Source organism: Kluyvera huaxiensis, from assembly GCF_040149365.1.
Taxonomy (GTDB): domain Bacteria; phylum Pseudomonadota; class Gammaproteobacteria; order Enterobacterales; family Enterobacteriaceae; genus Kluyvera; species Kluyvera intermedia_A.
Window position 1 is genome coordinate 13437 of sequence record NZ_JBEFLV010000004.1, and the last position, 21100, is coordinate 34536.

Annotated in this window: 17 protein-coding genes; 11 read left to right on the forward strand and 6 right to left on the reverse strand. The window is 54.2% G+C overall.

All coding sequences use genetic code 11. The annotated features are described in order from the left end of the window. Positions 1 to 18: 18 nt before the first annotated feature. From aroQ to acuI, 4 genes are all read right to left on the reverse strand, one after another. Entirely contained in the window at positions 19 to 471 is a 453-nt protein-coding gene (aroQ, locus tag ABOC97_RS05575; RefSeq protein WP_052283991.1) for a type II 3-dehydroquinate dehydratase, read from the reverse strand. Positions 472 to 705: 234 nt separating this feature from the next. Then, a complete protein-coding gene (gene msrQ / locus ABOC97_RS05580; protein ID WP_349594993.1) occupies positions 706 to 1305 on the reverse strand; it encodes a protein-methionine-sulfoxide reductase heme-binding subunit MsrQ in 600 nt (199 codons plus the stop codon). After that, the gene (gene msrP / locus ABOC97_RS05585; protein ID WP_349594996.1) at positions 1305 to 2303 is read right to left on the reverse strand and encodes a protein-methionine-sulfoxide reductase catalytic subunit MsrP; all 999 of its coding nucleotides are present in this window, start codon (positions 2301 to 2303) and stop codon (positions 1305 to 1307) included. Before msrP ends, msrQ begins: the two co-directional genes overlap by 1 nt. Positions 2304 to 2380: 77 nt before the next feature. Next, the gene (acuI, locus tag ABOC97_RS05590; RefSeq protein ID WP_349594999.1) at positions 2381 to 3355 is read right to left on the reverse strand and encodes an acrylyl-CoA reductase (NADPH); all 975 of its coding nucleotides are present in this window, start codon (positions 3353 to 3355) and stop codon (positions 2381 to 2383) included. Between the two features lie 218 nt (positions 3356 to 3573). Between acuI and csrD the strand changes: the two genes are divergently transcribed. From csrD to tldD, 8 genes are all read left to right on the forward strand, one after another. After that, positions 3574 to 5514, forward strand: coding sequence for an RNase E specificity factor CsrD (gene csrD / locus ABOC97_RS05595; RefSeq protein ID WP_349595002.1), 1941 nt, complete (start codon positions 3574 to 3576; stop codon positions 5512 to 5514). A 305-nt stretch (positions 5515 to 5819) separates the two neighbouring features. Further along, positions 5820 to 6863 carry a rod shape-determining protein MreB gene (gene mreB / locus ABOC97_RS05600; protein WP_000913396.1) on the forward strand — a complete coding sequence of 348 codons (1044 nt, stop codon included), beginning with the start codon at positions 5820 to 5822 and terminating at the stop codon, positions 6861 to 6863. A gap of 68 nt (positions 6864 to 6931) precedes the next feature. Next, positions 6932 to 7939: a rod shape-determining protein MreC gene (mreC, locus tag ABOC97_RS05605; RefSeq protein WP_349595004.1), complete on the forward strand. Its 1008-nt coding sequence runs from the start codon at positions 6932 to 6934 to the stop codon at positions 7937 to 7939. Next, positions 7939 to 8427: a rod shape-determining protein MreD gene (gene mreD / locus ABOC97_RS05610; protein ID WP_349595007.1), complete on the forward strand. Its 489-nt coding sequence runs from the start codon at positions 7939 to 7941 to the stop codon at positions 8425 to 8427. Before mreC ends, mreD begins: the two co-directional genes overlap by 1 nt. A gap of 7 nt (positions 8428 to 8434) precedes the next feature. After that, positions 8435 to 9028 (forward strand): Maf family protein, encoded by a 594-nt coding sequence (locus tag ABOC97_RS05615; RefSeq protein ID WP_349595010.1) that lies wholly within the window; start codon positions 8435 to 8437, stop codon positions 9026 to 9028. Next, positions 9018 to 10487, forward strand: coding sequence for a ribonuclease G (rng, locus tag ABOC97_RS05620; protein ID WP_349595013.1), 1470 nt, complete (start codon positions 9018 to 9020; stop codon positions 10485 to 10487). Before ABOC97_RS05615 ends, rng begins: the two co-directional genes overlap by 11 nt. Before the next feature lie 33 nt (positions 10488 to 10520). After that, positions 10521 to 14321: an AsmA2 domain-containing protein YhdP gene (yhdP, locus tag ABOC97_RS05625; RefSeq protein ID WP_349595016.1), complete on the forward strand. Its 3801-nt coding sequence runs from the start codon at positions 10521 to 10523 to the stop codon at positions 14319 to 14321. 100 nt (positions 14322 to 14421) lie between these two features. After that, positions 14422 to 15867 (forward strand): metalloprotease TldD, encoded by a 1446-nt coding sequence (tldD, locus tag ABOC97_RS05630; protein ID WP_349595020.1) that lies wholly within the window; start codon positions 14422 to 14424, stop codon positions 15865 to 15867. A gap of 52 nt (positions 15868 to 15919) precedes the next feature. On the opposite strand, the gene ABOC97_RS05635 is transcribed toward tldD, so the two are convergent. Further along, entirely contained in the window at positions 15920 to 16534 is a 615-nt protein-coding gene (locus ABOC97_RS05635) for a YagU family protein (protein ID WP_349595023.1), read from the reverse strand. Between the two features lie 239 nt (positions 16535 to 16773). Continuing rightward, complete coding sequence (aaeR, locus tag ABOC97_RS05640; protein ID WP_234505874.1) at positions 16774 to 17700, reverse strand: HTH-type transcriptional activator AaeR; 927 nt, start codon at positions 17698 to 17700, stop codon at positions 16774 to 16776. Between the two features lie 253 nt (positions 17701 to 17953). Between aaeR and aaeX the strand changes: the two genes are divergently transcribed. Genes aaeX through aaeB form a run of 3 tightly spaced genes read left to right on the forward strand, consistent with a single transcriptional unit; the run spans position 17954 to position 21070 of the window. Continuing rightward, positions 17954 to 18157 (forward strand): p-hydroxybenzoic acid efflux pump operon protein AaeX, encoded by a 204-nt coding sequence (aaeX, locus tag ABOC97_RS05645; protein WP_349595025.1) that lies wholly within the window; start codon positions 17954 to 17956, stop codon positions 18155 to 18157. Positions 18158 to 18164: 7 nt separating this feature from the next. Further along, complete coding sequence (aaeA, locus tag ABOC97_RS05650) at positions 18165 to 19097, forward strand: p-hydroxybenzoic acid efflux pump subunit AaeA (RefSeq protein ID WP_349595027.1); 933 nt, start codon at positions 18165 to 18167, stop codon at positions 19095 to 19097. Between the two features lie 5 nt (positions 19098 to 19102). Further along, positions 19103 to 21070 (forward strand): p-hydroxybenzoic acid efflux pump subunit AaeB, encoded by a 1968-nt coding sequence (gene aaeB, locus ABOC97_RS05655; protein WP_349595030.1) that lies wholly within the window; start codon positions 19103 to 19105, stop codon positions 21068 to 21070. Positions 21071 to 21100 lie beyond the last annotated feature (30 nt).

A 21100-nucleotide genomic window follows, 5' to 3' on the forward strand; every position in this document is an offset into this window, starting at 1 on the left:
GGGTTCCGTACTCTTTGTTTAGTGTGATTGTGACAGGCGTTTGACCGCCGTCTGTAAAGCGTATGAATAGCCGTCAGCCCCAAGCCCGCAGATAACGCCAGAAGCGATATCAGACAGATATGAGTGATGGCGGAATGGTTCGCGCGCATGCACGTTGCTCAGGTGAATCTCGATAAACGGAATACTCACCGCCAGCAGCGCATCGCGAATGGCAACGCTCGTGTGCGTGAACGCGGCCGGATTAATCAGGATATAGTCAATGTTGTCTTTAGCCTGATGAATACGGTCGATGATGACGTACTCGGCGTTAGATTGCAGACTGTCGAGCGTGACGTTCAGCGTTTCGGCTTCCGCGTTTAAGCGGCTAACGATCTGGGAAAGCGTCAGCGTGCCGTACTTCTCTGGCTCACGGGTGCCTAACATATTCAGGTTCGGACCGTTCAAAAGCAAAATGCGAAACTTGTCAGTCATAGTGCTGCTATCTCCTGCAATTCTCGGGTAAAAAACAAAATATACCTTCGATGCGCGATTGTCACCTTTTCAGAGGTCTAAAACCCCTGCCAGGTAAACCAAGGTCGCACATTATAACTATTTCGTAGCATTTGGCAGCTAAATACTGGTCTTATCAGGGAAGATTATCAACCGCTATTGTAGAAAGAACACCGAACGATAAAAGAAATGCGGGAAAACGCACACATCGTGACGCTAACGCCACCATTGGCGAAACTTCTTGTATCGGCACGCCAGCAGTGCGATGGCGCACCCGGCGTAAATCACCGGTTGGGGTGAGATAATCTTCACCGACCAGAGAAAATGAATCGGTGCGAGGATTGCGGCAAGATAGACGAAGTTATGCAAAAGTTGCCAGCGTCGCCCCAATTTACGCTGCATCCCCTGCGTGGATGTCACTGCCAGCGCCAACAAAATTAACCAGCAGGCGAATCCTAATAGCAGGTAAGGACGCGTAACGATTTCTTGCCCCAGCAGCGATAGATTCCGAATCCCTAGTTCCAGCAAACTGTAGCTGGTGAGGTGAATTGTCGCCCATACAAAACACCATAGCCCGAGTAATCGGCGGGTGCGAATTAACAACGGTTGTTTAGCGTAGCGCGCCAGCGGGGCGACTAACAAGGTCGCCAGCAGCAATTTCAGAGCCATCCTACCGGTAAAGTGCTGAATATCCTTCACCGGATCGGCACTCAGTTGTCCCTGTGAGACGGCCCAGAACAGCCAGACGAACGGCAAAAATGCCGCAAAATGCAGTAAAACTTTCAGCCAGGTGACTTGTTTTAACGTCAAACGCATTAAAAATTCTCCCGCAGATTCATACCGCGATACAGGGAAGCAACTTCGTCAGCATAGCCGTTAAACAGCAGCGTCGGCTGGCGCTGAACATCAAGAATACCGCCAGAACCAATAAAACGCTCCGTCGCCTGCGACCAGCGTGGGTGATCGACGTGTGGGTTAACGTTGGCGAAAAAACCATATTCGTTCGGTGCGGCGAGATTCCAGGTCGAGTCGGGACGCTCGCGGGTGAGCATAATGCTGACAATCGATTTAATGCCTTTAAAGCCATACTTCCACGGTACGGTCAGGCGAATCGGGGCACCGTTTTGCGGCGGAAGCGCTTTGCCATATACGCCGACGGTCAGCAACGTGAGCGGATTCATGGCTTCATCCAGGCGCAATCCTTCTATATAAGGATAGGCAAGACCGCCGCCGATAAATCTGTCCTTCTGGCCGGGCATGTTCTCCGGTGAGTAGAGCGTTTTAAAAGCCACGTATTTGGCATTGCTGGTGGGCTCCACGGCGGCTAACAGCTTGTGCAGTGGGAAACCAATCCACGGGACCACCATCGACCACGCCTCAACGCAGCGCATCCGGTAAATACGTTCCTCTAGCGGGAAGCGTTTGGTCAGGTCGTCATGATCGAGCGTCAGGGGTTTCGCCACTTCGCCGCCGATGGTCAGCTTCCACGGATTGGTGGGCAAGCTGCCAGCATTGGCCGCCGGATCGGCTTTATCGAGGCCAAATTCATAAAAGTTGTTGTAGCCAGTGACTTTATTTTCCGGCGTCAGCGTTAATTTACTCTGCCACTGGGCGGGTTTATCGAAGGTCAGCGCCGGGCCAGAGGGAGCCGCAGGGCGATCGTTGCCTTTAAACCAATCGGTGAGGCTGGAAGCGTGAAGTGGAAGGGAGGCGGCCGCTGTACCAATGCCCAGCATTTTCAAGACCTGGCGGCGTTTTAGCATAAATACGGACTCGGCGGTGACGTCCGATTCGGTTAGTTTTTTATGGCTCATCGTGCTCTCCGTCATACTTTTTTCTAAGCATGACGGAGGCATTGTGTTATTGCGAATTTATCACGAAAAATTGCAGATTAGCCGATTTTGACCAGCGTACGGCCCTGAATCTGGTTGTTGATAATCTTGTCGGCAAACTCCGGAGCCTGCGCCAAAGCAATCTCCGTCGCGCTCTGGGCAAAGAACGATTCTGGTAAATCACGAACCAGACGTTCCCAGGCTTTAGCGCGACGCGCTGCTGGCGTCATTACCGAGTCAACGCCCTGCAGACGAACATTGCGCAGAATAAACGGCATGACGGTTGTTGGCAGTGCAAAACCACCGGCCAGACCGCAGGCGGCAACGCAGCCACCGTAGTTCATTTGTGCCAGCACTTTCGCCAGCACTTTGTCGCCAACGGTATCAATGGCACCGGCCCAAATCTGTTTTTCCAGCGGACGGGTTTCTGCAAACTCAGCACGATCAAGAATACGGCTTGCACCTAAGGCGCGCAGGTAATTATGGGTACTTTCGCGACCGGAAACCGCTGCCACCTGATAACCCAGCTTGTGCAGCAATGCGATGGCGGTGCTGCCGACGCCGCCGCTGGCGCCGGTAACAACAATTTCGCCGTCTTCAGGACGAACGCCGGCGTCTTCCAGCGCCATCACGCACAGCATCGCGGTAAAACCGGCGGTGCCGATAATCATCGCTTTACGTCCATCCAGACCCGCAGGTTGCGGCACCAGCCAATCGGCGTTAACGCGGGCACGATTGGACAGCCCACCCCAATGGTTTTCCCCCACCCCCCAACCGGTCAGCAACACCTGCTGGCCTGGGGTAAAACGAGCATCGTCGCTGGCGTGAACCGTACCAGCGAAGTCAATCCCCGGCACCATCGGGAAGTTGCGGATGATTTTTCCTTTGCCGGTAATGGCCAGCGCATCTTTGTAGTTAAGGCTGGACCATTGGATATCGACGGTCACATTACCTTGCGGCAGCAGACTGTCGTCAACGGCCTTCACTGCGGCAATGGTTTTGCCATCCTGCTGTTCTAAGATGAGAGCCTGCATAACCCTTCCTTACATAGACTTTATAGTGAAAAAATATACCCCGGACTATACTCGTTTATCATCACGCGATAGCGATTTGGCGCAATAAATTGCCAGATCCGCTAGGTTTGGTAGTATGCCGACCTGGTATGATATGTTAGTGCTTACTTCTGGTAAGACACGGACGCCGGTTCTCGATAATCTGTCGGGTACGATTAATCTACGGAGTTAACTCAGGGATGCGATTAACGACGAAGTTCTCCGCCTTTTTCACGCTCTTAACCGGGCTGACGATCTTTGTGACATTGATCGGTTCATCGCTGAGTTTCTATAACGGCATACAGTATAAGATAGCCAATCGCGTACAGGCCGTAGCCACGGTACTGGATAACCGGCTGGTCAACACCTCGTTTGATAAGCTGGATGGCCAGCTTGATGAGATGATGGTGCCTCTCGATATTGTACGCATCGACTTTACACTTAACGGCAAATCGCTGTTTCACCACGCGCGCAGCAGCAGCTACCTGCCGGTTGGCAGTCACTATCAATATCGTGAATTGGCAGTGCCATCGCTCAAACATCCCGGCATGACGATTCATCTGGTCTATCAGGATCCGATGGCGAACTACTTCCGTTCGCTGTTAACCACCGCCCCGCTGACCGTGACAATTGCCTTTATGGTGCTGGTGGTGTTTGTCGCCGTGCGCTGGCTCCGCCGACAGCTGGCAGGAGAAGAGTTACTGGAGATGCGCGCGATTCGTATCCTTAATGGCGATCGCGGCGCGAAGGCCAAAGGCAATATCCACGAGTGGCCGGCGCGCACCAGCAGCGCGCTGGATACTTTACTCTCCGAGGTACAATTTGCCGGTGAGCAGCGAAGCCGCCTTGATACGCTCATTCGTTCCTACGCCGCGCAGGATTCTAAAACGGGGCTAAGCAATCGTCTGTTCTTTGATAACCAGCTGGCGACGCTGTTGGATGACCAGGAAAACGTAGGTTCTCACGGCATTGTGATGATGATTCGTCTGCCTGATTTCGACTTCCTGCGTGATAACTGGGGGCGGGCGGCGGCGGAAGAGCATGTCTTTACGCTGATTAACCTGCTCTCTACTTTTATTTTGCGTTATCCGGGCGCACTGCTGGCGCGCTATCGCCGTAGCGACTTTACCGTGTTGTTACCGCACCGTACCTTAAAAGAGGCGGACAGTATTGCCGGACAATTATTGAAGGCGATTGATGGTCTGCCGTTGGCGAAAATTCTCGATCGTGATGACATGATGCATATCGGTATCTGCACCTGGCGCAGCGGGCAGACCACGGAACAGGTTATGGAGCATGCTGAAGCCGCCGTACGCAATGCCGTTCTGCAGGGTAGCAACAGCTGGGCCATCTATGATGATTCACTGCCGGAAAAAGGGCGTGGCAATGTCCGCTGGCGCACCCTGATTGAACAGATGCTTAGTCGTGGCGGTCCGCGTATTTACCAGAAACCCGCAGTGACTCTGGATGGTAAAGTTCATCATCGGGAGCTGATGTGCCGCATCTTTGATGGTAAAGAAGAGGTGATTGCCGCAGAGTATCTGCCGATGGTACTGGAGTTTGGACTGGGTGAAGAGTATGACCGCCAGCAGATTAGCCGTCTTATCCCATTTCTGGGGTACTGGCCGGAAGAAAATCTGGCAATCCAGATTACCGTCGAGTCGCTGGTTCGCCCACGTTTTCAGCGTTGGCTGCGTGATACGTTAATGCAATGCGAGAAATCGCAACGCCGACGTATTATTTTTGAACTTGCAGAGGTAGATGTCTGTCAACATATCACGCGCTTACAACCAGTCGTGCGTTTAATTCACGCTCTGGGCGTTCGGGTGGCGGTAACACAGGCGGGGTTGGCCTTAGTCAGCACCAGTTGGATTAAGCAACTGGAGATTGAGTTGATTAAGATAGATCCCGTGCTGGTGCGAAATATTGAAAAACGGAGTCAAAACCAGCTACTGGTACAAAGTTTAGTGGAAGCGTGTAAAGGAACGTCAATACAGGTTTTTGCTGCCGGAGTCCGCAGTCGTAGCGAGTGGCAGGTGCTGACCGAATGCGGAGTTTTCGGCGGTCAGGGTGATTTTTTTGCCGCCTCACAGCCACTTGACTCCAATGTGAAAAAATATTCGCAAAGATATTCGGTTTGACCTGCTGTTTAACGTGTTTATCACGTAGAATGACGCGCGCGGTTTTTTCTGGGAGTGTGCATGTCCGCTTGCCGGAAAAAATAACGCATCACGCATGTGACGACCTTTGACAGGTACAAATCCAGGAAGGAGCTGCAGTGAGTTTACCTGCACTGAAGGAGTCAGGTTGGATTTGTAACAAAGGTAACGAACTGCACTAATTTTCACCGTTGCAGATGATTTTTGCGCCTTGTCGCTGCCACGTGTGGTTGGTAAAGTAAGCGGATTTTATTTTTCCGCCCCAGCTTTCAGGATTATCCCTTAGTATGTTGAAAAAATTTCGTGGCATGTTTTCCAATGACCTGTCCATTGACCTGGGTACCGCGAATACCCTGATTTACGTAAAAGGACAAGGCATCGTATTGAATGAGCCTTCCGTGGTCGCCATTCGTCAGGACCGTGCAGGTTCGCCGAAAAGCGTCGCTGCCGTTGGTCATGACGCAAAACAGATGCTTGGCCGTACGCCAGGCAACATTGCGGCCATCCGCCCGATGAAAGACGGTGTTATCGCCGACTTCTTCGTGACCGAAAAAATGCTCCAGCACTTCATTAAACAGGTTCACAGCAACAGTTTTATGCGCCCAAGCCCGCGCGTACTGGTGTGTGTGCCGGTTGGCGCAACTCAGGTTGAACGTCGTGCAATCCGTGAATCCGCTCAGGGTGCCGGTGCGCGTGAAGTGTTCCTGATTGAAGAGCCAATGGCTGCTGCAATCGGTGCAGGCCTGCCAGTTTCTGAAGCAACCGGTTCCATGGTTGTGGATATCGGTGGTGGTACCACTGAAGTGGCCGTTATCTCCCTGAACGGTGTGGTTTACTCCTCTTCCGTACGTATCGGCGGTGACCGTTTCGACGAAGCCATCATTAATTATGTGCGTCGTAACTACGGCTCCCTGATTGGTGAAGCGACCGCTGAACGCATCAAACACGAAATCGGCTCAGCTTACCCTGGCGATGAAGTGCGTGAAATCGAAGTACGCGGCCGTAACCTGGCTGAAGGTGTTCCACGTGGCTTCACGCTGAACTCCAACGAAATTCTTGAAGCTCTGCAGGAACCGCTGACCGGTATCGTTAGCGCGGTGATGGTTGCGCTGGAACAGTGTCCGCCAGAACTGGCTTCCGACATCTCCGAGCGCGGTATGGTGCTGACCGGCGGCGGTGCGCTGCTGCGCAATCTCGACCGTCTGCTGATGGAAGAAACCGGTATTCCAGTTGTTGTTGCTGAAGATCCGCTGACCTGCGTAGCGCGTGGCGGCGGCAAGGCGCTGGAAATGATCGACATGCACGGCGGCGATTTGTTTAGCGAAGAGTAGTCAGCATGAAGTTCGGGGTAGCCAGCAGGCTACCCTCAATTTCACTGACACGAGAATACGCATAGCCTATGAAGCCCATTTTTAGCCGTGGCCCGTCGCTGCAGATTCGCCTTATTCTGGCGGTGCTGGTGGCGCTGGGTGTCATTATCGCCGACAGCCGCCTCGGTATGTTCAGTCAAATCCGAACATACATGGATACTGCCGTCAGTCCTTTCTACTTTGTTTCCAATGGTCCTCGTGAACTGCTGGATAGCGTTTCGCAAACGCTGGCATCACGCGATCAGCTTGAGCTTGAAAACCGCGCATTACGCCAGGAACTGTTGTTGAAAAACAGCGACCTGCTGATGCTGGGGCAGTACAAACAGGAAAATGCCCGTCTCCGTGAACTGTTAGGTTCGCCGCTGCGCCAGGACGAACAGAAAATGGTGACGCAGGTGATCTCGACGGTTAACGACCCGTATAGCGATCAGGTTGTTATCGACAAGGGTAGCGTTAACGGCGTCTATGAAGGGCAGCCGATTATCAGCGACAAAGGCGTTGTCGGTCAGGTTGTGGCGGTTGCCAAACTGACCAGCCGGGTGCTGCTAATTTGCGATGCAACCCATGCGCTGCCGATTCAGGTATTGCGTAACGATATCCGCGTGATTGCTGCCGGTAACGGCTGTACGGATGACCTGCAGCTCGAACATCTGCCTGCTAATACCGATATTCGCGTCGGTGATGTGCTGGTGACGTCGGGGCTGGGTGGGCGTTTCCCGGAAGGCTATCCGGTGGGCGTGGTCTCTTCTGTGAAGCTGGATACGCAGCGCGCGTATACCGTGATTCAGGCGCGTCCAACCGCGGGCCTGCAGCGTTTACGTTATCTGCTGCTGCTGTGGGGAGCTGACCGTAACGGTAGCAACCCGATGACGCCAGAAGAGGTGCACCGCGTTGCCAACGAACGCCTGATGCAGATGATGCCTCAGGTTCTGCCATCGCCGGAAACGATGGGGCCGCAGCTGCCTGCGCCTGCGACCGGTCTTACTACCACGCCGTCCGCGGTGACGCCGCCACAACCCTCGACAAGGGGGCAATAGTGGCAAGTTACCGCAGCCAGGGACGCTGGGTCATCTGGCTCTCGTTTCTTATCGCACTGCTGCTCCAGGTTATGCCATGGCCGGAAGACCTCACCGTTTTCCGGCCAAACTGGGTTCTGCTCATTCTGCTTTACTGGGCGCTGGCGCTGCCGCACCGGGTGAATGTTGGCACGGGCTTCGTGATGGGTGCCATACTGGATTTAATCAGTGGTTCAACGCTTGGCGTGCGTGCGATGTCATTGAGCATCGTCGCCTATCTGGTCGCGCTCAAATATCAGCTGTTTCGTAACCTGGCGCTCTGGCAACAGGCGCTGGTGGTCGTACTGCTCTCGCTCGCGACGGATATTATTGTTTTCTGGGCAGAGTTTTTAGTGATCAACGTCTCTTTCCGACCTGAAGTGTTCTGGAGTAGTGTAGTAAACGGCGTGCTCTGGCCGTGGATCTTTCTTCTGATGCGTAAAGTTCGCCAGCAATTCGCTGTTCAATAAGGTCGTTATGGTATCTCTCTATCTTGCTTCAGGTTCCCCGCGTCGCCAGGAACTTCTCACACAGTTAGGTCTTTCGTTTGAGAAAGTGGTTCCCGGCATTGAAGAGTTGCGCCGTCCGCATGAATCGGCGCAGCAGTATGTAGGGCGACTGGCACGAGAAAAAGCCCAGGCGGGCGTGGCATTAACGGCTCACGACCTTCCTGTGCTCGGGGCAGATACCATCGTCATTTTAAACGGTGAAGTGCTGGAGAAACCGCGTGATGCTGCACATGCAGCCGTCATGCTGCGTATGCTCTCAGGAAATACCCATCAGGTGATGACCGCCGTGGCGCTGGCTGATAGCCAGCATACGCTCGACTGTCTGGTGGTGACTGAAGTCACTTTCCGGACGCTGTCGGATGACGACATAACACACTATGTCGCGAGCGGAGAACCTTTAGATAAAGCAGGTGCATACGGTATTCAAGGGCTGGGTGGCTGTTTCGTCAGGAAGATCAATGGCAGCTACCACGCCGTAGTCGGCTTACCGCTGGTGGAAACGTATGAGTTGCTGAGTGACTTTAACTCGCTACGTGAAAAAAGGGATAAACATGACGGCTGAACTATTAGTTAACGTGACGCCATCGGAGACGCGAGTGGCGTATATCGATGGCGGCATTTTGCAGGAAATTCATATTGAGCGTGAAGCGCGACGCGGAATAGTAGGCAATATCTACAAAGGTCGCGTCAGTCGAGTCTTGCCGGGAATGCAGGCGGCTTTTGTAGATATTGGCCTTGATAAGGCGGCATTCCTTCATGCCTCCGATATCATGCCGCATACCGAATGTGTGGCCGGTGAAGAGCAAAAACAGTTTACCGTCCGCGATATTTCCGAACTGGTGCGTCAGGGGCAGGATCTGATGGTGCAGGTGGTCAAAGATCCACTGGGCACCAAGGGCGCGCGTCTGACTACCGATATCACGTTACCGTCTCGTTACCTGGTCTTTATGCCGGGTGCTTCTCACGTCGGCGTGTCACAGCGTATCGAAAGTGAAGTCGAGCGTGACCGATTAAAGAAGGTCGTGGCCGACTACTGCGATGAGCAGGGCGGATTTATCATTCGTACCGCAGCGGAAGGGGTATGTGAGAAAGATTTAGCGTCAGATGCCGCCTACCTGAAACGCGTCTGGACCAAAGTGATGGAGCGTAAAAAACGCAACCAGACTCGCTACCAGCTGTACGGTGAACTGGCGCTGGCGCAGCGTGTGCTTCGTGACTTTGCCGATGCCCAACTGGATAAAATCCGCGTCGATTCCCGTTTGACCTATGAAGCGCTCATGGAATTCACGGCTGAATATATGCCGGAGATGACCAGTAAGCTTGAGCACTACAGCGGTCGCCAGCCTATCTTCGACCTGTTTGATGTTGAGAATGAAATCCAGCGCGCGCTGGAGCGTAAAGTCGAACTCAAGTCCGGTGGCTATCTGGTTATCGACCAGACCGAAGCGATGACCACCGTCGATATCAATACAGGGGCTTTTGTTGGCCACCGAAATCTCGACGACACCATTTTCAATACTAATATTGAAGCAACGCAGGCTATCGCCCGTCAGCTGCGCCTGCGCAATCTTGGCGGCATTATCATCATCGATTTTATCGACATGAGTAATGAAGATCACCGCCGTCGGGTGCTGCACTCATTAGAGCAGGCGCTGAGTAAAGATCGCGTGAAGACCAGCGTGAACGGTTTTTCCGCGCTGGGTCTGGTGGAAATGACCCGTAAGCGTACCCGCGAGAGCGTTGAGCATGTGCTATGCACCGAGTGCCCAACCTGCCACGGTCGCGGTACGGTGAAAACCGTCGAGACGGTATGTTACGAAATCATGCGCGAGATTGTTCGCGTGCATCATGCCTATGATTCTGACCGTTTCCTGGTGTACGCATCGCCTTCCGTTGTTGAAACGCTGAAGGGGGAAGAGTCCCATGCGCTGGCGGAAGTGGAAATTTTTGTTGGTAAGCAGGTTAAAGTCCAGATCGAACCGCTCTATAACCCGGAGCAGTTTGACGTGGTGATGATGTAATTACGCAGCCTGCTGCAACCCAAGGAGAGATGCGTGAGGCGATTGCCGGGGATTTTACTGCTCACCGTTGCCACACTGATTGTGATTATCGCGCTGCTGGTGAGCGGCCTGCGTCTCGCCTTGCCACATCTGGACTCCGTGCGCCCGGCGCTGCTGGGGAAAATCGAGGCGGCAACGGGATTACCGGTGTCTGCCTCACAGATAACCGCGAGCTGGCAAAATTTCGGCCCGACGCTGGATGTCCGCGACATTAAAGCCGGACTTAAAGACGGCGGCGAGCTGTCTATTAAGCGCGCCTCTATGGCGCTGGACGTCTGGCAAAGCCTGCTGCATATGCGCTGGCAGTTCCGCGAGCTGACCTTCTGGCAGCTGCAAATTCACACCAATACCCCGCTGCAAAATAACGACGGCGGCGACGGCATCAACGGCGATCGCATCGCCGATCTGTTTCTGCGGCAGTTTGACCACTTTACCCTGCGTGATAGCCAGCTCAGTTTTCTGACGCTCTCCGGCCAGCGCGCTGAACTGACCATCCCGCAGCTCACCTGGCTTAACGACAAAAATCGCCACCGCGCCGAGGGCGAGCTGGGCCTCTCAAGCCTGACCGGTCAGCACGGGGTGATGAAAGTCCGTATGGATCTCCGCGATGAAAACGGCCTGTTGAATAAAGGCCGCCTGTGGCTGCAGGCGGACGATATCGATGTGAAACCCTGGTTAGGCCGCTGGATGCAGGACAACATCGCGCTGACCAGCGCCCGCTTTAGTCTTGAAGGCTGGGCATCGCTGGACAAAGGCGAAATTTCCAGCGGCGACGTCTGGTTGAAGCAAGGTGGCGCGAGCTGGCAGGGGGACAAGCAGCAGCACCATCTGGCGGTGGATAACCTCACCGCACACCTGTCGCGCGAAAAAGAAGGTTGGCAGTTCCGCATTCCTGATACCCGTATCACCATCGATAACACGGCATGGCCGCGCGGCGCGCTGGCGCTGGCGTGGATCCCGTCGCAGGAAGTGGGTGGGCCAAATCATCAGCGCAGCGATGAACTGCGCATTCGCGCCAGCCACCTGTCGCTGGCAGGGCTGAACGGCCTGCTGCCGATTGCGGAAAATCTGTCACCTGAGCTTGCTGACATCTGGCGCACTACCCAGCCAACCGGCACGGTTGATGCCTTTGCGATGGACATTCCTCTACAGAACACGGCCAAAACGCGCTTTAACGCCAGCTGGAACGAGCTGGCCTGGAAGCAGTGGAAGCTGTTGCCGGGTGCTGAACATGTTTCTGGTAGCATCGCCGGTAGCGTTGAGAATGGTTCACTGCAGGTCGCGATGCAGAAGGCATTGATGCCTTACGAGCACGTATTCCGCGCGCCGCTGGAGATAGCCAACGGCGTCGCCACCCTTAATTGGGTGAATAACGACAAAGGTTTCATGCTGGACGGTCGCAACATCGACGTGCAGGCGACGGGCGTTCGCGCAGCCGGTGGTTTCCGTTATCTCCAGCCGAAGGACGTTCAGCCGTGGCTGGGTATTCTGGCGGGGATCAGCACCAACGATGGTGGCCAGGCATGGCGCTATTTCCCTGAGAACTTGATGGGCACTAAGCTGGTTGACTATCTGAGCGGTGCGATAAAGGCCGGTAAGGCTGAAAATGCGACGCTGGTTTACGGCGGTAACCCGCATCTATTCCCATATCCGCATAACGAAGGCCAGTTCCAGGTCTACGTGCCATTGCACGACGCCACCTTTGCTTTCCAGCCGGACTGGCCGGCGCTGACTGACCTCGATATTGAGCTGAACTTTGTCAATAATGGCCTGTGGATGAAGGCGGATAAGACCATGCTGGGCGGTGTCACCGCTCGCAATCTTGATGCTTCGATTCCGGACTACGCCAAAGAGAAGCTGCTCATTGATGCTGATATCAACGGCCCAGGGAAAGCGGTTGGTCCGTATTTCAAAGACACGCCGCTCAGTAAATCGTTAGGCGCTACGCTCGACGAACTTCAGCTTGATGGGGATGTGAGTGCTCGCTTACATCTTAATATTCCGCTGGACGGCAAGTTGGTTTCCGCGACCGGCGACGTAGCCTTGAACAATAACAGCCTGTTTATCAAACCGCTGGGCAGCACGCTGCATAACCTCAAAGGTAAATTCAGCTTTAACAATGGCAACCTGACCAGTGAACCACTGACCGCCACCTGGTTTAACCAGCCGCTCAACGTTGATTTCACCACCACCGAAGGGGCAAAAGCGTACCAGGTGGGCGTGAATATGCAGGCGGATTGGCAACCGGCCCGGACCGGCGTGTTGCCAAAACAGCTGAATGACGCGCTTAAAGGTAGCGTACCGTGGAAAGGCAATATCGCTATCGAACTGCCGTACGGCGGTAGCGGCACCTACAAGGTTGGCATTACCGGCGATTTGCAGAATGTGAGCAGCGATTTACCTCCTCCGGCGAATAAGCGTGCCGGCCAGCCGCTGCCGCTGAAAATTAATGTCGATGGCAATCTGCGTAGTTTTGACCTGACCGGTAACATTGGGCCGACAAATCATCTCAACAGCCGCTGGCTGCTGGGCAATAAGCTGAGGCTGGAAAGCGCTATTTGGGCCTCGGACAGCCGGACAATTCCGCCGCTGCCGCAACCGGGTATTGAGCTCAATCTGCCGCCGATGGACGGTGCGCAGTGGCTAGCGCTGTTCCAGCATGGAGCGGCCGAGGGCGTGAGTAGCGCCGCCGCCTTCCCGCAAAACGTGACGCTGCGTACCCCATCGCTGACTTTTGCCGGGCAGCAGTGGAATAACCTGAGTATCGTTTCGCAGCCGACGGCCGGTGGCACACGCATTGAAGCTCAGGGGCGCGAAGTTAACGCCAGCCTGACGATGAAAGATGCCCAGCCGTGGCAGGCAGCGGTGCGCTATCTCTATTACAATCCATCGGCTAACCCGCTGGCGGCAGCGTCGAGCGTGGCTACAGCCGGCCAGCCGGTAAGTAACCCGATCGATTTCCACGGCTGGCCAGATCTCCAGCTGCGTTGCGCTGAGTGTTGGCTGTGGGGACAGAAGTATGGCCGTATTGACGGCGACTTCAGCATTAAAGGCGACACGCTATCGCTGGCAAATGGTCTGGTCGATACCGGTTTTGGGCGTTTGACCGCCGATGGTGTGTGGGTCAACTCGCTTTCCGGTCAGCGCACCTCGCTGAAAGGTAAAATCCACGGTAACAAGATTGATGATGCGGTGACTTTCTTCGGCGTTTCCACGCCGATTCGCGATTCTTCTGTTGATGTGGACTACGATTTACATTGGCGCGATAAACCGTGGCAGCCGGATATGGCATCGCTAAACGGTATCCTGAAATCGCATATCGGCAAGGGGCAGTTTACCGATCTGTCGACCGGACATGCCGGGCAGCTACTGCGTCTGCTGAGCGTGGATTCACTGCTGCGTAAACTGCGCTTTGACTTCAGCGACACCTTTAGCGAAGGTTTCTACTTCGATTCCATTCGCAGCACCGCGTGGATTAAAGACGGTGTGCTGAATACCGACGATACGCTGGTGGATGGGCTGGAGGCTGATATTGCCATGAAGGGGTCGGTTAACCTCGTACGCCGTGAAGTAGATATGGAAGCGATTGTTGCTCCGGAAATTTCGGCGACGGTCAGCGTGGCGACCGCCTTTGCGGTGAACCCAATTATCGGTGCGGCGGTATTTGCCGCCACGAAGGTGCTGGGGCCACTGTGGAATAAAGTGTCGATACTGCGCTATCGCATCACCGGCCCAATCGATAAGCCACAAGTGAATGAAGTGCTGCGCCAGGCGCGCGGCGATAAAAAGCCATGATTTGACGCAAGCCTTGAATTGCCTCAATCTCATAACACTAACACCCGGAATACAGGCCCGAAATGCGTAAGACGCGCGGGCATTAACGAGTAGCGAAATAATGAGTCTAAATCTGGTAAGTGAACAATTGCTGGCGGCGAACGGCCTGAATCATCAGGATCTGTTTGCTATTCTTGGTCAACTCACGGAGCGCCGTCTTGATTATGGCGATCTCTATTTTCAGTCCAGCTATCACGAATCCTGGGTTTTAGAAGACCGCATCATTAAAGATGGTTCTTACAATATCGACCAGGGCGTTGGGGTACGTGCGGTAAGCGGTGAAAAAACCGGTTTCGCCTATGCCGACCAGATTAGCCTGCTAGCGCTTGAGCAAAGCGCGCAAGCGGCGCGTACCATCGTACGTGACAGCGGTAATGGCAAAGTACAGACCCTTGGTGCCGTTGAATATTCGCCTCTGTACACCACGCTCGACCCGCTGCAAAGCATGACCCGCGAAGAGAAACTGGACATTCTGCGCCGTGTCGACAGCGTCGCCCGTGCTGCTGATAAGCGCGTGCAGGAAGTGACCGCCAGCCTGACCGGCGTCTATGAGCTTATCCTGGTGGCGGCTACTGACGGTACGCTGGCAGCGGACGTTCGTCCACTGGTGCGCCTGTCGGTGAGCGTGCAGGTTGAAGATGATGGCAAACGCGAACGCGGTGCCAGCGGTGGCGGCGGTCGTTTTGGCTATGACTATTTCCTCGCCGACCTTGACGGTGAAGTGCGTGCCGACGCATGGGCGAAAGAAGCCGTGCGCATGGCGCTGGTGAACCTGTCGGCGGTTGCGGCTCCGGCCGGAACGCTGCCGGTTGTGCTGGGCGCGGGCTGGCCTGGCGTACTGCTGCACGAAGCGGTAGGTCATGGCCTGGAAGGCGACTTCAACCGTCGCGGCACGTCGGTGTTCAGCGGCCAGATGGGGCAGCTGGTGGCTTCCGAGCTGTGTACTATTGTCGATGACGGCACGATGGCCGACCGTCGTGGTTCCGTGGCTATCGATGATGAAGGGACGCCGGGTCAGTACAACGTGCTTATCGAAAACGGTATCCTCAAAGGCTACATGCAGGACAAGCTCAACGCGCGTCTGATGGGCGTGGCGCCAACCGGTAACGGCCGTCGTGAGTCTTACGCGCATCTGCCGATGCCGCGCATGACCAACACCTATATGCTGGCCGGTAAATCGACGCCGCAGGAAATTATTGAGTCCGTTGAATACGGCCTGTATGCGCCGAACTTTGGTGGCGGCCAGGTCGACATCACCTCCGGTAAGTTTGTCTTCTCAACTTCAGAAGCCTACCTGATTGAAAACGGCAAGGTGACTAAGCCGGTGAAAGGGGCGACCCTGATTGGCTCCGGGATCGAAACCATGCAGCAGGTCTCGATGGTGGGTAACGATCTGAAGCTTGATAACGGTGTGGGCGTGTGTGGTAAAGAAGGCCAGAGCCTGCCGGTTGGCGTAGGTCAACCGACTCTGAAAGTGGATAGTTTGACGGTAGGCGGCACGGCCTGACCTGAGCAATCCTGAAAAAATGGCGCGTCCTGAAACAGGCGCGCCATTTTTTTTAGCGTAAATGGTCCAACGGGATCTCAGGGTCGGGTTCGTGAGTGATGCGATTGCGTAAATCACGACGAATAATTTCAATAGACCAAAACCAAATCAAATGGCCCACTATCTCTGAAACGTGCTCATACCAAGGAAGTTCAAAGAGAGGAGGGGTCAGCCCCATCAAAGGGAATGAGATCATGTGGACAAATAGCTGAGCTAAAGCACCGGCCAGCAAACCTTGCCAGAGTTTTATTTTCGGAAAGACTTCTGCGACCACGCAATAGCCTAAAGCGAAGATGATTGAAAAAATAATATGCGTTACGCCGACCCAGTTAAATACATGCCCCGCAAATGTATAAACGGCAGCATTAGGATCAACAACACCCAGCCAGTCGCGTAAAAATACATACGGGGGATTGAGGAAATTGCGAGAGCAATCAATTTGACTCGCCGCTCTTATTAATTGCTCTGGCCCACATGCGCCGTTAAAAAGATCGGTTGGGCTGCGCGGCGGGAGCGGGACTTCGGCTCCCCATTTTACAAAGGCGGAGACAATCCCTGCGATTAAACCAATGAATGCAGCGAGTCCATAGCGCCTGCGTGATGGCGGTGTCTGTTCGAATAAATTCATTTTTAATCCTTGTTTCAAATGGCCTTGAAAATACATTTTATTATTTATGATTTAACAAAATACAAACATATGAATATCTGTAGAAGGACAAGATAATAGGCGGGCGTTAACGGTGTCAATTAGCTAATATTGATAGTATGGCGTGTTTTTCCTGAATTATATCGGTGGTAATTCAGGAAGTGCCCATACCAGAAATGAGTTATGTCGTTATTTAATTTCAGAAATTAATATTATTTAAATTACTCTTTTCTCCTCTCTCTCATTCCCTGAAACAGCTCTGCAACTTCTACAAAATAGTCGGTCAGATAGTTAATACAGACCTGGACCTTAAGCGGCAACTTGTCCTTTTCGGTATACAAGGCGTACACCGGACGAGGATCTGATTGGTAGCGTGGGAATAAGATCTCTAACTCGCCGCTGTTGATCTCATTGATCACCCACATCAGTGGGACGTAAGCAATTCCGGCACCGGCAACCAGCCAGCGTGAGATTGTCATCGGATCGTTGGTGACAAAGCGGCCTTCTGGCTGCAGCCTGGTGGAAAGCCCCTCGGGTGCAATCAGCTCAAATTCGTTATCCGGGCGAACGCTGTATTCGAGCCACGAGTGGTTACTCATATCGGCCGGTTTCTCAGGAATGCCGTACTGTGCCAGATATTTTTTCGAGGCACAGACCACCATCGGCATGCTGCCGAGACGACGGGAAAAGAGGCTGGAGTCTTGCAATGCACCCACGCGGATAACGACATCCAGACCGTCGGCAATGAGGTCCGGCGCGGGGATACCCGTCACCAGATTGACGGATAATCCCGGATACTCTTTGAGCATCTCCGCCGTCATGGCAGCGAGGACATTTTGTGCCATAGTTGATGAACAACCGATACGCAGCGTACCGATGGGCGTGTTGTTAAAGGCGTAGAGCTGCTCGTGAACTTCCTGGACTTCGTACAGCATCCGGCGGCAGCCCTGATAGTAAATTTTCCCGGCTTCGGTAAGGCCAATGCTGCGCGTACTGCGGTTGAGCAGCTTGACCTGGAGTTCATCTTCCAGTTTAGAGACGGTCTGGCTAATCGATGAAACGCTCATCTGAAGCTGTCGTGCCGCGGCGGTAAAGGAGCCTTGCTCGACAACTTTGGCAAACACCGACATCCGTTTTAATCGTTCCATTGTTCACTCTGGCTTAAAAGTGATTTGCATCACACTATGTAGATAAGGCTATGACTGTTACGTTAAAATACTGTTAGCTGAATAACTAAATACACAAAACCATTCTAGCAGTATCCCAGTGGCAACGGCCTGAATTCCCTGGCGTCTACGCAAGTAAACCGCCGGGACGAACGAGTGTCGCCAATACAGAGATACCCGAATGATAAAGTGTAGCGTTTCAATCTCATCTGCACGCTAGTCTATTAAGGTCAACATGAGCCTGTTCCCTGTCATCGTGATTTTCGGTCTCTCTTTTCCACCGATCTTCTTTGAGCTGCTGTTATCGCTCGTCATTTTTTGGTTGGTGCGTCGGCTACTGACGCCAACCGGGATCTATGATTTCGTCTGGCATCCCGCGTTGTTCAATACCGCGCTGTACTGCTGTCTGTTTTATTTGATATCACGTTTGTTCGTTTGAGGTGGAAGTGAAAACACTAACAAGAAAAATCTCTCGTACCGCCATTACGGTGATACTGGTTATCCTGGCGTTCATCGCGATTTTCCGCGCCTGGGTTTATTACACCGAATCGCCGTGGACGCGTGATGCCCGCTTTAGCGCAGATGTGGTGGCGATCGCCCCGGATGTTTCAGGCCTGATTACTCAGGTTGCGGTTAAGGATAACCAACTGGTTACTAAAAATCAGGTTCTGTTTGTTATCGACCAGCCGCGTTATCAGAAAGCGCTTGCCGAAGCGGAAGCGGACGTTTCCTACTACAAGGCGCTGGCGGAAGAGAAAAGCCGTGAAGCCGGGCGTCGTAACAAGCTTGGCGTAAGTGCCATGTCGCGTGAAGAGATTGATCAATCCAATAACGTGCTGCAAACCGTGCTGCATCAGATGGCTAAAGCGCAAGCCACGCGCGACCTGGCGCGTCTTGACCTCGATCGTACCGTCATTCGCGCTCCGGCAGATGGCTGGGTTACCAACCTCAACGTTTACGCGGGGGAATTTATTACCCGTGGTTCAACGGCAGTGGCGCTGGTTAAACAGCACTCTTTCTACGTCATGGCCTACCTTGAAGAGACCAAACTTGAGGGCGTTCGCCCAGGCTACCGCGCTGAAGTGACGCCGCTGGGCAGCAACCATGTGCTGAAAGGCACCGTCGATAGCGTCGCCGCCGGTGTGACGAATGCCAGCAGCAGCGTGGACAGCAAAGGCATGGCAACCGTCGATTCTAACCTTGAATGGGTGCGTCTGGCCCAGCGCGTGCCGGTGCGTATTCGCCTGGATAAAGAGCCGGGCAACCTCTGGCCAGCAGGCACCACCGCCACGGTGGTGATTACCGGCAAAAAAGATCGTGATGCCAGCCAGATGACTTTCTTCCAGAAACTGGCGCTGCGCCTGCGTGAATTCGGTTAATCGTCATGGGCATTTTCAGTATTGCCAACCAGCACATTCGCTTTGCCATCAAGCTGGCCTGCGCGGTGGTGCTGGCGCTTTTTGTTGGTTTCCACTTTCAGCTTGAAACCCCTCGCTGGGCCGCGCTGACCGCCGCGATTGTTGCGGCAGGTCCGGCGTTTGCCGCGGGCGGTGAACCCTACGCCGGGGCAATCCGCTATCGCGGGATGCTGCGTATTGTCGGCACCTTTATTGGCTGTATCGCCGCGCTGGTGATTATCATCACCATGATCCGCGCTCCGTTATTAATGCTGCTGGTGTGCAGTATCTGGGCCGGGTTCTGTACCTGGGTATCGTCGCTGGTGCGGGTCGAGAACTCCTACGCCTGGGGGCTGTCCGGCTACACGGCATTGATTATTGTCGTTACCATTCAGGCAGAGCCGCTGCTGACGCCACAGTTTGCCGTTGAGCGCTGCAGCGAGATTGTGCTCGGGATTATCTGCGCGATCGTTGCCGATCTGCTGTTCTCTCCGCGCTCGATCAAAAAAGAGATCGATAACGAACTCGACGCCATGCTTATCGATCAATACCGCCTGATGCAGCTGTGCATCAAGCATGGCGATAGCGATGAAATGGACCGCGCCTGGCTGGCGCTGGGGCGTCGCACCGCCGCGCTGGAAGGGATGCGCAGCAACCTGAATATGGAATCCTCGCGCTGGGCGCGGGCCAACCGCCGTCTAAAAGCGCTGAATACCGTTTCGCTGACTATGATTACCCAGGCCTGCGAAACCTTTATTATGCAAAACTCACGTCCGGAGATCGTCACTGACGCCTATCGTGAGCTGTTTGAAGAGCCGGTTGAGACGGTGCAGGATGTGCATCGCCAGCTCAAACGTATGCGTCGCGTGTTGGCATGGACGGGGGAACATGACACCCCGGTGACCATTTACAGCTGGGTTGGCGCGGCGACGCGCTATCTGCTGCTCAAACGTGGGGTGATTGGCAACGCTAAAATCAGCGCTCGTGAAGAAGAGATCCTGCAAAGTGAAGTGGTGGTGCGCCCGGACTCCGCCGAGCGCCATCATGCGATGATCAACTTTTGGCGTACTACTGTCTCCTGTGCGTTGGGCATTTTATTCTGGCTGTGGACCGGCTGGACTTCCGGCAGCGGTGCGATGGTGATGATCGCCGTGGTGACCTCACTGGCGATGCGTTTACCGAACCCGCGCATGGTGGCGATTGATTTCCTCTACGGCACTATCGCTGCTCTTCCCATCGGGGCGTTCTACTTCCTGGTTGTTATGCCTGCTACCCAGCAAAGTATGCTGCTGCTGTGCCTGAGCCTGGCGGTGATGTGCTTCTTTATCGGGATTGAAGTACAGAAAAGGCGTTTGGGTTCGCTCGGTGCGTTGGCCAGTACCATCAACATTCTGGTGCTGGATAACCCGATGACTTTCCACTTCAGCCAGTTCCTCGACAGTGCGTTAGGGCAAATCGTCGGCTGCTTTATGGCCTTCATCGTTATCCTGCTTATCCGCGATAACTCCCGTCTGCGTACGGGGCGTGTGCTGTTAAACCAGTTTGTATTTGCCGCCGTGTCGGCAATGACCACTAACATGGCGCGACGCAAAGAGAATCATCTGCCGGGACTTTATCAGCAGCTCTTTTTACTGCTGAACAAATTTCCCGGTGATATTGCCAAGTTCCGTCTGGCGCTGACGCTGATTATTGCGCACCAGCGCCTGCGAGATGCGCCGATCCCGGTGAATGACGATCTGTCTGAGTTTCACCGCCAGCTGCGTCGTACCGCTGACCGGGTGATTTCCGCCAGTAACGATGATAAACGCCGCTATTACTTCACGCGATTGTTGGGTGAGCTTGAGGTGTATCAGCAGAAGTTGCGCACCTGGGAAGCCCCGGCGCAGGTCACGGAGCCGGTTGAGCGTCTGGTAGTCATGTTGCATAAATATCAGGGCGCGCTGACCAGCAGTTAAGTTGCTTTTCCCTGGCGTGTGTCACCACGC